The following is a 14,206-nucleotide window of genomic DNA, read 5'->3' on the forward strand; positions in this document are numbered from 1 at the left end:
GAAGATATATTCCGTATCCCGGGATGGCAGTCGCTTATGGCTCCTTTATCCCGGGCTATGGGATTAGAGCCTTTCAGGCTCATCCATCCCAAACTTAAAATGAAAGAAAGCGATGAATAAATTCAGATGAGAATTACCACAGATTGGTACGTATTGGGGCAGATTGCTTCGTCGTTGAAAAAACTCCTGCCAATAACAGCATTGAAGAGACGGATTGCCACGGCTCCGTGCCTCAGGAAGATGTCCACCTTTCTTATTTGCAATAAAAAATACAAATAAACAGAAACATTTGGGACGATATTGATCCTCAACAAAAAAGCATATCTATCATTCTATCAGGAAATAAAAACGAAGGATAAACTTTAAAAACAAAATAGAACACAACAACAAAATCCGGATTGGAATAAGACTCAGCACAGGTCTGTTATAAATTATTTTCTCTCTGTTATAGATTTTTCTTACTCTGTCATACAATTTTTCCTGTCTGTTATAGAACTTTTCCTATCTGTTATTAATATTTTTTTATCTGTCGTTATTTTATTATTTCCTGTTATTCCACTTTTTTATTCTGTTATTAATATCAGGTGCTCTGTTGTTGTTCTTTTTATCTCTGTCACAGATTTTTCTCTATTAGGAGCTTATTCCACATGCAAACAATACGATTACCGATGCAATATTTTTTATTTCAACTTTATTGGGAATTAAAACAGCTGAGTAAATACATCTTTTCAAAAAAAGAAAGCCACGCAAATGCATGGCTTTTTATATCCGAAACGACAATCATCGTTCCTGTATCTTACGGGTATTACTCCTGTAAAAGTTGATCTGATCGCAAACGGTTCACCCAAAGCTTATAGCCTGCCTCGTTCAAATGCAGTCCGTCATAAGTATATTCGCTTATAAGTTCGTTTCCATAGTTCGAAAAGCAGCTGTACAGATTGATGAAGCTTATATTTTCATTTTCACAAAGCTCCTGTAAGCGGTAGTTCACCATCACAATATCATTTTTTGATAATTTAGGATTGGTGAAAAGCATGGGATTTATTGGCAACAAACTTTGCACATATAATTCCACCTGACCTATTTCTTTAATCCTTGCAATTATTTCCTGATAATGCCGGAGAATGATTTCAACCCCCAGGCCTTCGCCCAGATCGTTAATTCCCATCATCAGGAATATCTTTTTCGGATTCCAGGCGATCACCTGATCGAAGCGAGCAAGAATCTGGCTGGACTTTTCTCCAGGAACTCCAAAATTGGCAATCTCCTGATTGGGAAAAAACTCCTGCCATCTTCCGCCATGCGTAAGACTATCTCCTACAAATGCAATTCTAATGCTCATCTTTTGAAGTTCTGATTCCAAATTTCGGATCAATATCGATCAATTTCACCATTATAAAACTTGGTATGGTACATATGATAACCCATATAAAGAAATGCTGATAACCGAGTAATTCCTGCAACCAACCGGAGATCATTCCCGGAATCATCATTCCCAAAGCCATTAAACCGGTACAAAATGCAAAGTGTGCCGTTTTGTGATTGCCTTCGGAAACATAGATCTGGTAAAGCATGTAAGCCGTAAAACCAAATCCGTAACCAAACTGTTCCACCGCTACCGAAGTACATATCAGCAAAAAAGAATCGGGTAAAACGTAGGATAAATAAACGTAAACCAAATTGGGAAGATTGATGGCAACTACCATCCACCAAATCCAGTGTTTTAATCCGTTTCGGGATGCCAGATAACCACCCAACAATCCTCCTATGGTAAGAAAAATAATTCCGATGGTTCCATAAATTACACCAACCTCACTGGTACTTAAACCCAAACCACCTACTTCTTTAGGATCGAGTAGGAAAGGAGAAGCCATTTTCACCAATTGCGATTCTCCCAAACGATAGAATAATAGTAAACCGAGTATTTTCCAAATATCTTTTTTATAAAAAAAGGTCACAAAGGTTTCCCGAAAATCAGCGAATACCCCTTCAAAACTCTTTGCTTCCCTATTCGCATCTTCTTTTGGATAAGGAAGAGCGTATTTGTGATAAAAACAAAACACCAGAAAGCCCGCTGCCATAATAAGGAAGGTAATAGACCATGCCATAGGTATGCTCTTTGTTGTACTCCCAAACAGTCTGGCAGATTCCAGATATCCTGCCAAAATGATGAGCAAACCTTGTCCGGTGATCATTGCCAAACGATAAAAAGTACTTCTGATACCAATAAAATAAGCCTGTTTGTGCTTATCGATACCATACATATAAAAACCATCGGCAGCAATATCGTGAGTAGCAGAACTAAAAGCCAACAACCAGAAAAATGCCAGACTCGATTGGAAAAACAAGGTAGTTGGAATGGTAAAAGCCACTCCTGCCAAACCAGCCCCAATCATTAATTGCATACTTACAATCCACCAGCGTTTGCTTTTGAGGATATCTACAATAGGACTCCAAAAAGGCTTGATCACCCATGGTAAATACAACCAGGAAGTGTATAAGGCAATATCTGTGTTTGATATTCCCAAACGTTTATACATGATCACGGCAACGGTCATTACCACTACATAGGGAATTCCTTCGGCAAAATAGAGAGATGGAATCCATGCCCACGGAGATCGGGAGCTTGATTTTGTTTTTGACATTTTTTTATATTTTTTCCCTTGTATAAATACAGGGAGAATTTATATTACTTCTTTTCCCCCCTGCATAAATGCAGGGGTAATTCATTAATGCAGGAGTAGTTCAATTGTCCCTGCATTTATGCAGAGGATGCTTTAATATCTTTTTTCCAATGCTGCACCTCTAAAATAATGAAGTAGAATTTCATCGTATTTATATCCTTTTGCTCCCATCACAGCAGCACCAATCTGGCAGAGTCCTACTCCGTGTCCCCAGCCAGCACCTATCAGAACAAATTGAGCCGGAACGCCCTTTTCTATTCCAAGTTTATCCACCACAAATTCGGAACTGTATAAATGCGATTCGGAAAGCACTTTACGGATTTCCAATTCTTTTCCGATCACTAAACTTCTCTTGCTTCCAACAATCTTCAACTTTATCAATCGTCCGGATTCTCCTCTTTCTATCGGAATCAGATCCAGAATTTGACCAAATTCTTTACCTGTTTTTCTTGCTATCAAATCAGCTATTTCCGCTTGTGAATATGCTACTTTCCAGCGATAAAAATCCATAGTTTCCTGATCGTAATCATTCAATACCTGGGAAAGAATCTCCTTATCGGTTGTATTACAGAAAGCTTCCGGAGAAGTGCGGATCCATTTATCAGCGGCAGCTTCCTTTTCCAAATCCATATCATATCCGACAGGAGTATGCGGATTGTCAATAACAGCCTGCAAATACTTGTGATTTACCGGTTCCCAAACATTCTCGAAAGTCTCGGCAACACCGCCACAACATTTCGAAAAACGAGCATCGCAAATTTCCCCTTCGCTGGTGAGAACCAATCCACGAGTAGCATTAATTGCCTCCACCACCAAGGAGGTAGATTGCTTTGTGATTCCCTGATAACGCTGACAATGATCGTCGGCACACACATCAAAGTTCACATGATCTTCTCGATCGTACCAGCGAATATATTCAGCCTCGTTTTCTACAATACTTTGATATTTTGTATCGGATTGTTGCAATGTTTCCCCTTTAATCACCTGAGCCATCAACCAGGAACGCGAGATAACTGCATGTGCTTTTAAAAGCTCCAAACTACTATTAGCACTCATCTCGGAAGAGATTACACTAATTAGATAATCTTCCAAAGCAAGCACATTGATTGCTGTAATTTTTTCGTTTTCGCAGATAAAATGCAAGGCACCTTTGAAGCTTTGATTTTCTTTCCGCTCCCAATGGAATTTAATTCCTATTGTAACATCAAACAATTCGAATGATCCCTGATTGTAATCTTTAGGATAGAATACTAATGCTTCGACAGGAACAGAAATTCCGTCAAAGCTAATTATTCCATCTTCGTAAGCTACTGATTGCTTACCTGTATATTCTTTGTTATTCTGCTGAAGCACATAAGTCCCGTTCAAATGAAACGAAATTTCTTTTTCGTACATGATTCCAATGCGCAATTGTGGTTCCTTCATACTTTCTAATTTTCTAGTACCGATTTTCAAGCGGCATACCAAAATATTTATAATTCCTTATTACAGTTTGCTAATGTAACTTCTTTTCATACCGCCAGAATACCCTTTCAACAACTGCCCCGGCATGATGTGCATAAAAGTCGATTGGCCCCACCCAAGGAATAATTGCGGTATTGTAACCAATTTTTTTAAAATCATTTAAACAGCGAAACAATAAAACTTTACCAAGACCTTTTCCCCGTAAATCGGGATGTGTACCCATAGGACCAAACCAGGGCATGCCAATATTATTCGCACTATGCGCAGCAAAAGCTTTAATCTTTCCTTTCCTTTTGGCGATGTGAATTGCAACAGGCTCCGACTTATAGGCCATTTCTAATTCAAACTGCCAAAGCTTCCATTCCTCTGCCACAAAATCCATCAATTCTGCCTTATCCTCTACACCGGCACGACAAACTTCAATATCATCTGCTTTTAAAGATTCTAATTTTTCCTCATCTGTCCATGCGCTGTTATTCAAGTCCACCCGCAAATTCGCAGTATCCGTAAAACGATTAAAACCCGAACGCATGGCAAAACAAAGGGCTGGTGTATATCTCGGATCGATTCCCGGCATAAAGTAGTTCATGGGAACATCTCCCAATCGCATTACATCTACTTTTCGTTCCCGTAATTTCTCCTCCAACAAAGCATACATCGCGCTAGCAATTCCCTTTCTTCGGCTCGCCAAATCCACTACCATTAATTTCACATAGCCATAATTCACTCCCCTGATTTCCATTCTGTAGGTTCCCATGAGGAAACCAAGAATTTTATTTTCTTCACAAGCAACCCAAATAATTTCCTTATCGAAAAAGGGATCATCATAAATCTTCTCCTGCAACAATTCTTTGGTGAATGAATCGAATTCGAAATTCTTTTGGAAGAGATCAAGGACCTGCTCAAAGTCTGTATCTTGATAATGTCGGATTGTATAAAGCATATCTTTTAAGATTCTACATGATTTTTATTGATTCAACATTATATACCACGTAATGGTAGAATTTGAATATGCGCACTTTTAAAAGTGTGGTATGCAAATTTATTTATGAACATCCCTGACAAGGGGTGAATTTTTTAATTATTAACCCCTTTCAGGGATTATTGACTATTTGAATAACCACCCGTTTCACAGGTGGTTATTCAAATTTAGCCACCTGCGGGGCTTTTATAAGTTTAAAGAAAAAATAGAGCCATTCTGAATCTCATCTTAATTTCTCCTTAATAGGATATAAGATGAATTTGCTTTACTAATTTTCTTTAATGGCACGACACAGAGTGCTGAAAAAATCCTTCTCCACACTAACCTGACTAAAAATATCAGTAATATCGGCTGCTGTAATTTTATCAAAATCTTCGCGACGCGGAGTGATGAATACGCCACCAAAATCTACCGAAGCCGGGCTAATCAGTAATTGTTGCCCCCCTTCGGCGAAGTACTGTCTGGGGCGATGCAATTTCCGGGGAAATAAATGCATCACATACTTGCCATCCACGAAAGAGCATATTGCATTGAGCATTGGTTCTTTTTCTTCCATTTGCATACTGGAGAATCTACTGTAAAAAACAGCTGTGGCTTTCAACATACTATCGATATCCGTAGATTCTATGGAGATCATTTTTCGCAAATAATGATGAAATGCGCGCACTTCCACCTCTTTATTCTGAACCAGTAATTCAGACGAGCTGTCTTTTATTTCGAAATATTCGGCTTCCAGCGGCATAAAACCACTTTTACCAGCTTGAAAGTGCATGTGATCGGGAGCAGAAGCTCCGCATTTTGGTCCATTATAAAAAACAGTATATCCCTGCATACTTTTGGCTAAGGACAACATGCTTTCCACATTTACCATAAAGCTCTGATCCTCATGATTCAATTTTGGAATCGTAAAATGTTCCTTTATGATAGGGAAAGGATTTACCAGAATCACAAAATCATCCCCCTGTGCAATCCCTAGTTGTTCTGCAGGAAGTTTATCCAAACACAAAAAACAAGCACGCTTTGCAATACTTTTGGGATCCACCTTAGCAGCTGAAGATCGGATTCTTTCGGGATTAAACTGCACTCTTATTTTAAAGCCATCGAATTCAAACTCCCGTTCCTCAACTTGCTCTAGTCCTTTATAATTTGTTGCAGCAAGCGGCCAGCTCCCAATTTGTTGCTGTAAAAAGTCACCCAAAATCTCCACTGAGGATTTCTCCTCCAATAAATTCTCCAATTTATCTATGCAGTTTACATCCATTTTTATCATCATTAATTTTTTTGATCTCAATTCCCTATGCCATGTCTGACATATTTCCGAGGCTGTTCGTTTAGCGTAATCTCACTACCATAATTCCAGACTGTAGTTTACTTTTCTGTAGCATTTCAGCTAGAGGCAAATCGGAAATCACCACTTTGTGTGCACGACTGGAAGCATTCATTAAATGCAAACGATTCTGCATTTTTATGGCTATTCCAACATGGGAAATATCGAGTCCTTTAATTTTTGTTGTGATTGCAATCAGATCCCCGTTTTGAATTTTCTCTTCTATGCTTTGGATTTTCTCTTCCGGGATATAATACAGATTTCTTTGATTTATCTGCTTCTCGGTTTGCTGAATCTGCTTCACCAAAGAAGTATCTGCTTTCAAAGCAGGATAGCTAGCAATGTGGGTACTCATAAAATTGATGGTTTTATCATATTTCACACCACCGATCCTGGCTGTAATATTCTCTACGATTCCTTTCTTTTCATTCTCATAAATCCAATCCGAAAAATAATGTAATCTGGAAGCATAATCGGAAAGTTTCCCATTTCGATAGCGAAGATGTTCCAGTTCTTTCAAAAAATCAGCATCCTGAAAATTATCTTTCTGCATAATTTTCGAAAGAGCCACTACATTCTCCAGATAAGTAGTACAATCCAGTTCCCTGAAATTAACCACCAATTTCTCTTTTCCATCCGATTCCAGCGTACCTCCAACATAAGGAGTCTGCATAAACATTTTAGCAACCTCAATTACTCTGGCATCCAAAGCAAGAGAATCCAAAGCATTTTCTTTCGCAATCTCTTTAAAAGAATTAAAAATAGCCTGATCCGTAGAATCTTCAAAAGAGATTTCCTTTTTTGTTTTTACATTATCTTTTGCAGATTTTTTCGCCTGACAGGAAATTAAAAAAAGCACAAGCACACTTAGAATTTGCAAACTTCTCCTCATCGTATTTTATTTTTGAGTAAGTAATTTCCGCGCCTTCAACTCGATGGTACGAATACGATCCTTATAAGTATTGTGAGCATTCATTTTCTCCACACTTAAGGAAGCATCAGAATTTTCATCCCATCGGCGACATAAATATATTGGGTCGTAGATTCTGCCAATTTGGTATTTCCGGGAAATTGCAAGTCCTAAAGCATAATCCTCGCCATAGTTCACATTTGGAATTGGATTTTTACGAAGCACCGGAGTATAGAATGCGCGCGGAGCACCTAATCCGTTAATGCGAAGCGCATTGTTTCTGCCATTTTCCGGAGTCCATTCTTTATGATCGATAACTCCCGGAGGAATTTCTTCCAAAGCAAAATTTACCATTTGATAGGTTCCCACTACCATCGCACAATTCTGCTGATAAAAAGCATCCACCACACGTTGCACCGTAGTTTCATCGGCATATAAATCATCACTATCCAACTGAATTGCAAATTTACCACAAGCGGGGTGGTTCACTGCTTCGTTCCAGCAGCCACCAATCCCCAAGTCCTTTCTTTCGGGAATAATATGGATGATGCGATTATCAAGCTTTGCATATTTTTCAATGATTTCAGTAGTTCCATCTGTTGAATAGTTATCCACAATAATCAAATTGAAATCCACTTTTGCTTTTTGTGCCAAAACAGATTTTATGGCATCTGCTATGGTTTTCGCCCGATCGCGAACCGGAATAATTACAGAAGCTTCTACCTTAAAATTGCCTTCATTAAAGGCAACATCTGCAAATTTAGGTTCTAAAAATGCACCAATTCGTTTCAGATGTTCTGTACAAGCCTGTTCCATTTCGATTTGTACGGCACGATTTTTCGGATCCACATAATCAAAAATCTTTTCTCCTGATTTTCGGGTATCCAATTCCTCTTCGGTATATAAAACTTCCGGAATTCTCATAAACTCCGAAAGCGCTGCCAATGCCAAACGAAGTGCATATAAACCGGCATGTTCATAATTTATAGCCACATCTTTTACAGCATCTTTCACCAATTTAGCATTGCAAAACAGCACCGATCCAAAATTAAAATCATCTCTCAGGCTTCCTTCCTGATAATCGATCACCGGCAGATTCTCTACTGCTCCACCTTTAATTGCCCGATAGTTAGCATAAACCAAACCACTTTGGGTATCCTCTGCAACTTGATAAAAACGCTCCATTGCCAATTGTCCCAATGTTAATGCACTGGTTTTGGTATAAATGAATATATACGGCGTATCCGATTTCTCAGCAATCTGTTGAATTGTCTTTCCCGCTGTTAAAGATGCCTTTCCTAAAATCTCAGCTCCATTTATCTGCCTACCAATGGTATCTCCCAAAATATAAACCTTGGAAACCATGCTGGATTTTCTCAATTCTCCTACTGTAATTTCTGTTTCTTCCTTTGTTCCAAAGGGTATAAAACATGTAATCTTTGCACTCATCGTCTGATAATATTTCTGTTATTATTTTTTCTTCTTCTTAAAAAATTGAAGCATTTGCTTCATCAACTCATCTCTGTCTTGTTGGCTTACCAGTGTTTCAAATGGAAATCCCAACAAAATAGATTGATAATCTCCATCGTAAACCACTCCTGCACTTTTATTATTTTCCCGGTAACGAAGCAAAACATTCGCATTATCTCCAAGTGGCTCAATTGCATCCGGAGCTTCTACCTTATAAATTTCAGGATTATATCCTGTTTCGAACTGATAATTTCCGGTAAAATCAGCCTTTACTTCATTCGGATGATACAAGCCTCCCAACTTACTGGCATGGTTGGTTCGGAATAAAAAATGCAATTCCTGTTCTGCAAAATTTTTAGCCAAACTATCACCACAAATTTTCAGATCTGTCCCAATATAGGCTCCTGATATAATCATTTTTGCATGATCAGTATGGATATATTTACGAATCGCCTGCATCATTTTTGGAGTATAAATAGTAAAATCCTTATTCTCCAGCCCATAAATCCGTTTTGTAGTTTTTTCCTCCCCAAACAAAATATCCAAAACAGAATAATCCCCGGGATTCCAATTCATTTCTTCAAAAGCTTCATCGCTCATCGAGACAAATCCAAAGCCATTGTTCCGAAATGCTTTTCCATGCACATATGGATAATCGAAACTATTACCTGGAATAATATGCGCTTCCTGATCGGCATAAGAAGAACCATGCCCCGATGCATCATCATCCAGCCAAGGTGATTTTCGGTCGAAATCATATTGATCTCCCACATAAGCAATATTCCTTTTGTAGGCTACCCCTTCATCCTCGGCACTCATGAAACCTGCTCTTTTTCCATCATCAAATCCCTGTGGCGCAACTATTCTGTCAAAGCCATTTACAATCAATACTGGTTTTTGTCCATCTTTAGATTTACAATAAGCTAATATCTCTGAAGGAAAGCTCTCTCCCCCCTTATTAATGGCTGTAATTTTAAAACTATAAATCACACCAGGCTTTAAATTAACCATGTTATATTCTGTATTTTCTGCCAAAGTTCCATTATCAAAACCTCCATCTTCAATTCTGGTGTACACTTTATATGCTTCCGGTTTTGCAGTAGGTTCCAGTGGATCTTCCACAGCTTTCCAGAAAAGAATAATCCCATTTTCTCTTTCCTCAATTCTAAAATGATCAATCGGCAAAGGCTGCACTACATAGTCCTGCCCATCCTGAGCAGAAAGAAACTTGAGAATTCCCTTATAATAAGCCCTGCTCACATTAAATTGAAATTTAGGATCCATTGCCTGATACATGTCTGCAAAATTATGATGCGACATCATCTCGGAAAGCATGGTAGGAACTTTAGGACGAAAAGCCTCGGAATATTGTTTATTCCACATTCCTCTTCTGGTCCATTTGGGTTCGTAAAGCTTACGAATATCTTCTACAACCTGAGTTTGGACAATGTCGGCAAGATCACGACTGGCCCATTTCGATTGTCCGTTTGGAAATTCACTTTCTCCGTGCGTGGTATTGTAAATTGTAAGCGTTCCGATAATAGAATCATTTGGTGTAAATCCGGCATCGGTATGAAATGCCAAAGCCATATCTACCGGAATTCCCAGACCTTTTACCTGAGGATTTTTTGTGGGCCCGGAAGGCGAACCAATCAAATAATCAACCCATTCTCCCCTGCACATATAATCATCCTTATAATCGGTTTTACCACTCTCTCGTTTCTGAAATTTACTTGCATCCTTCCCTCGATAAGAATAGTTGCTATTATTCTTTTTATTGATACTATAAACCAATGAATCCGGCATTCCGGCATATTGCAGATAGTATCTGGCGGCTTCCTGGTATCTGGGACGATTACTGGTATATTTTTGCCATATGGAAGAATCCATTTCAAATCCCAAACGATCTCTTTCCCTTCTCAACGCTTCCAAATCCGCATCCTTACCTCTTGCAATATTACCCATTCCTCCTCCAAAACGAACCGCATCGGCAGAAACCCAATTTCCATCTTCCTCACTCTGGTTGGTTAATTCCAATCTACCTATATCGGGATGCTTTCCTTTTTTAAATTGGAAAGTCCCCAGATACACCCATGTTTTTCCACCCATACTTTGGTTCACTAAAAATTCTGTTTTACCACCGTTGTAATAAAGTGTATAATGTGCATCTGTCACATTATCATCATCAACAGAATAGGAAACATATACAGCATATGCTCCGTCAGCAGGAAAAGATGGAATGTATTGAATCGTGGAGCTCACTTTATTTTTTGCCTCACACTGTCTGCTTTCTCCCATCTCAAAAGGATTTTCTCCTTCCAGATAAAATGGATATTTATTTGCAAAACCAGACTGAGAATTCTGCTCCCAACCTTCGTCTAATTCTTTGTACTCCGCTCCTCGTGAAGACCAATCCTGATCTACAATCACTTCATTTCTCTGAATATCACGTTCTCGGGGAATCAACACATTTGCACCAGCATTTTCCAACATCGGAGCAATGTAGGGCAAAACAAATTCCGTCGACCATAAATCTTCTACACTGGTAAAGACTCTTGCGCGCTGCCATTCCCAACGATCCAAAGTATTCTCGTAATACCAACCATGACTCGGCCACAAGGCAATATGTTTATTTTTTAATCCCTTAACAGGATCGGGCTGCGCTTCCACTCTTCGAACCAAGGGCTTACAAACATTCTTTTCAGGAGATAAGCGATCTTTGGCTACCGGAACAATACCTTTTCGATAATAATTTGGAATCAGCTCACTAATATCCATTCCCATACTCTGAATACGAAGCGTATAATTTTGAAACCTCCGTCCCAATCTATTTTTCAGATCCTCCTTAAAAGCATTTACCGTTTCGATACGAAATGGCATATAGGAAAAAGTAGAATTCATATAGAGAATCATTTCCTTCTCCCTCGAATTTAATCGAATGCTATCATACTTAAAAGTATACACTACATCCTTAGAAGCATTCTCCACAAATTCCCGAACTGCTTTTTCTGCTTTATGCTTCAATCGATCCGAAGAATTAGCAGCGACGACTTTGAGGCTAAACAGAACTAATACAAAAACTAAAAAAACGAGGAAGTAAAATCGTTTACCAGAAATAATACTAAGCATCTCTATTTCATTATTAAATTAAATACACAAACCCTATTTGAGTCAAAAGAATTCCGAATAAAATGTCAAGTTTAAATCTAAACATTATACCTGACAAAAGCTTCTATCGCTTCATATTCAGATAAGCCTAATTTATTGAATAAATTCGCCGTGGTACGATTTCGATCCTCCGATCTCTGCCAGAATAGGCGGGAATCATCTCCCATAAAGGGAGCACTTTCCATTTGTGTTTGATGGCGTAAGATAGCATTTCGTTTATTCTGTAATTCTTCCGGACTAATCGGAACTGCCATTTGTATTTCATCTAAATCCCATTCCTGCCATGCTCCACGGTACAACCAGATATAACAATCGTCCAGCCAATCTTCATCCTTTACTATTTGTAATGCCTGATAAATACCTTCCCAGCAAACTCTGTGTGTTCCGTGAGGGTCCGACCAATCTCCTGCCGCAAATATTTGATTGGGCTTTACTTTACGCAACAGATTTACTATAATTTGGACGTCTCTTTCACCAATTGGATTCTTCTTTACCATACCTGTTTCATAAAAAGGCAGATCCAGAAAATGAATATTTTTTGATCGAATGCCAACATATCGGCATGCTGCTTTTGCTTCCCCTCTTCGAATTAAAGATTTCATTCTTCTCACATCGGGAGTATCAATCCCTCCTGGCTTCTTATTTTCCAATAAAAATTTACGAATATCCTCAATCACATCTTGCAAGTTTCCTTCATTCGTATCATGACTTCGGGTAAAACTTTTCACAAATGACAAATAACGAACCGCCTCATCATCAGCAACAGCAATGTTTCCTGATGTTTGATAAGCCACATGAACCTCATGCTTTTGATCAACCAAACGCTTTAATGTTCCTCCCATGGAAATCACGTCATCATCGGGATGCGGACTAAATACCAAAACTTTCTTATTGGCAGGTAAGGCTCGTTCTGGTCGATAAGTATCATCTGCATCTGGTTTTCCTCCAGGCCAACCAGTGATAGTATGTTGCAAATCGTTAAATACTTTAATATTTACCTCGTAAGCGGAACCATACCATGCCAGCAACTCGCTAAGGCCATTATCGTTGTAATCCCGATTGGTTAATTTCAAGATGGGTTTTTCTAATTTATTGCATAACCAGACTACTGCTTTTCTAATCCAATACCTGTTCCATTCCACATTCCCAACCAACCATGGATTTTTCACTCTGGTTAATTCACTGGCAGCAGGTACATCTAAAACAAATTTCACATCCCGATGACGTTGCAGGTAACTTGCCGGAACAGCATCACATTGACTTTCTTCCAATGCTTTTTTCACAATAGAAGCCTTCCCTTCTCCCCAAGCCATTAATAAAACTCGTTTTGCTTTAAAAATAGTACCAACACCCATGGTGATCGCAGCTTTTGGCACTTTAGTCAAACCATTAAAATCTTTGGCTGCATCTCTTCTGGTTAAAGCGTCCAGCATAATCAAACGGGTTTGAGAATCCAATTGCGAACCTGGTTCATTGAAACCAATATGTCCTGTCCTACCAATTCCTAATATTTGTAAATCTATTCCCCCAAAAGAATCTATTAATGCCTCATACTGCTTACAATAATTAAATATTCCTTCCTTATCAATTTCCCCATTCGGAACATGTACCTGATCTCTTGGAATATCTATATGATTAAACAATACATCATCCATATAGAAATTATAGCTCTGAGCACTTCCATTTAGCATTGGATAATATTCGTCCAAATTAAATGTAATTACATTTTTAAAAGACAAAGCTTCTTCTTTGTGCATTCGAACTAATTCTGTATAAACACCTATTGGAGTAGCTCCGGTAGCTAGCCCCAAAATACATTGCTCACCTGCAGCCGCTTTACGTTTAATCAAGTTCGCAATTTCACCAGCAACCCAATTTGCCCCTGCACCAGCATTTCTGAAAATATCTGCAGACATTTTCTCATATCTTGTTTTCACTGTTTTGTCAAACTCATCTACAGGTTGGTAATACAACTGAACCTCATTAAGCTCTCGTCCAAATTGAAATATTTGATTTTCCATATAGCTATCTCCTGATTTAAATTACTTTCACCCCAAAAATAGAACAGAAAAACAAATATTCCAAAATTGGTAATACATGTTACTAAATACTTTTACTGAAATTTTATTTTTATATCTTTGTCATCAAGAAGTGGAGTTTCTTAAATCACAAGGGGGTTATAAGATTTTAGTATAATTTAT

At 38.4% G+C, this 14,206-nt stretch carries 9 protein-coding genes; all 9 read right to left on the reverse strand.

The window, feature by feature from the left end:
- Positions 1-805 precede the first annotated feature (805 nt).
- Positions 806-1,342: a GDSL-type esterase/lipase family protein gene (locus DLK05_RS14680; RefSeq protein WP_127344767.1), complete on the reverse strand. Its 537-nt coding sequence runs from the start codon at positions 1,340-1,342 to the stop codon at positions 806-808.
- Positions 1,332-2,645, reverse strand: a complete 1,314-nt coding sequence (locus DLK05_RS14685) for an MFS transporter (protein WP_127344768.1) — start codon at positions 2,643-2,645, stop codon at positions 1,332-1,334. Before DLK05_RS14685 ends, DLK05_RS14680 begins: the two co-directional genes overlap by 11 nt.
- 132 nt (positions 2,646-2,777) lie before the next feature.
- A complete protein-coding gene (locus DLK05_RS14690; protein WP_127344769.1) occupies positions 2,778-4,109 on the reverse strand; it encodes a SpoIID/LytB domain-containing protein in 1,332 nt (443 codons plus the stop codon).
- Between the two features lie 70 nt (positions 4,110-4,179).
- Positions 4,180-5,091: a GNAT family N-acetyltransferase gene (locus DLK05_RS14695; protein WP_127344770.1), complete on the reverse strand. Its 912-nt coding sequence runs from the start codon at positions 5,089-5,091 to the stop codon at positions 4,180-4,182.
- A 307-nt stretch (positions 5,092-5,398) separates the two neighbouring features.
- The gene (locus DLK05_RS14700) at positions 5,399-6,400 is read right to left on the reverse strand and encodes a DUF4922 domain-containing protein (RefSeq protein WP_235832015.1); all 1,002 of its coding nucleotides are present in this window, start codon (positions 6,398-6,400) and stop codon (positions 5,399-5,401) included.
- A 61-nt stretch (positions 6,401-6,461) separates the two neighbouring features.
- Positions 6,462-7,349, reverse strand: coding sequence for an N-acetylmuramoyl-L-alanine amidase-like domain-containing protein (locus DLK05_RS14705; protein ID WP_127344771.1), 888 nt, complete (start codon positions 7,347-7,349; stop codon positions 6,462-6,464).
- A gap of 6 nt (positions 7,350-7,355) precedes the next feature.
- The gene (locus DLK05_RS14710; RefSeq protein WP_127344772.1) at positions 7,356-8,816 is read right to left on the reverse strand and encodes a glycosyltransferase family 2 protein; all 1,461 of its coding nucleotides are present in this window, start codon (positions 8,814-8,816) and stop codon (positions 7,356-7,358) included.
- Positions 8,817-8,837: 21 nt separating this feature from the next.
- Positions 8,838-11,966 carry a golvesin C-terminal-like domain-containing protein gene (locus DLK05_RS14715; RefSeq protein ID WP_127344773.1) on the reverse strand — a complete coding sequence of 1,043 codons (3,129 nt, stop codon included), beginning with the start codon at positions 11,964-11,966 and terminating at the stop codon, positions 8,838-8,840.
- Positions 11,967-12,043: 77 nt separating this feature from the next.
- A complete protein-coding gene (gene nagB, locus DLK05_RS14720) occupies positions 12,044-14,026 on the reverse strand; it encodes a glucosamine-6-phosphate deaminase (RefSeq protein WP_127344774.1) in 1,983 nt (660 codons plus the stop codon).
- Between the last annotated feature and the right edge of the window lie 180 nt (positions 14,027-14,206).

It is taken from the genome of Ancylomarina longa (assembly GCF_003996985.1).
GTDB classification, from domain to species: Bacteria; Bacteroidota; Bacteroidia; order Bacteroidales; family Marinifilaceae; genus Ancylomarina_A; species Ancylomarina_A longa.

What these genes read in the sequence shown, in the direction of transcription:
- DLK05_RS14680 (WP_127344767.1), bottom strand. Translation starts at nt 1,342, where the DNA reads ATGAGCATTAGAATTGCATTTGTAGGAGATAGTCTTACGCATGGCGGA.
- DLK05_RS14685 (WP_127344768.1), bottom strand. Translation starts at nt 2,645, where the DNA reads ATGTCAAAAACAAAATCAAGCTCCCGATCTCCGTGGGCATGGATTCCA.
- DLK05_RS14690 (WP_127344769.1), bottom strand. Translation starts at nt 4,109, where the DNA reads ATGAAGGAACCACAATTGCGCATTGGAATCATGTACGAAAAAGAAATT.
- DLK05_RS14695 (WP_127344770.1), bottom strand. Translation starts at nt 5,091, where the DNA reads ATGCTTTATACAATCCGACATTATCAAGATACAGACTTTGAGCAGGTC.
- DLK05_RS14700 (WP_235832015.1), bottom strand. Translation starts at nt 6,400, where the DNA reads ATGATAAAAATGGATGTAAACTGCATAGATAAATTGGAGAATTTATTG.
- DLK05_RS14705 (WP_127344771.1), bottom strand. Translation starts at nt 7,349, where the DNA reads ATGAGGAGAAGTTTGCAAATTCTAAGTGTGCTTGTGCTTTTTTTAATT.
- DLK05_RS14710 (WP_127344772.1), bottom strand. Translation starts at nt 8,816, where the DNA reads ATGAGTGCAAAGATTACATGTTTTATACCCTTTGGAACAAAGGAAGAA.
- DLK05_RS14715 (WP_127344773.1), bottom strand. Translation starts at nt 11,966, where the DNA reads ATGCTTAGTATTATTTCTGGTAAACGATTTTACTTCCTCGTTTTTTTA.
- nagB (WP_127344774.1), bottom strand. Translation starts at nt 14,026, where the DNA reads ATGGAAAATCAAATATTTCAATTTGGACGAGAGCTTAATGAGGTTCAG.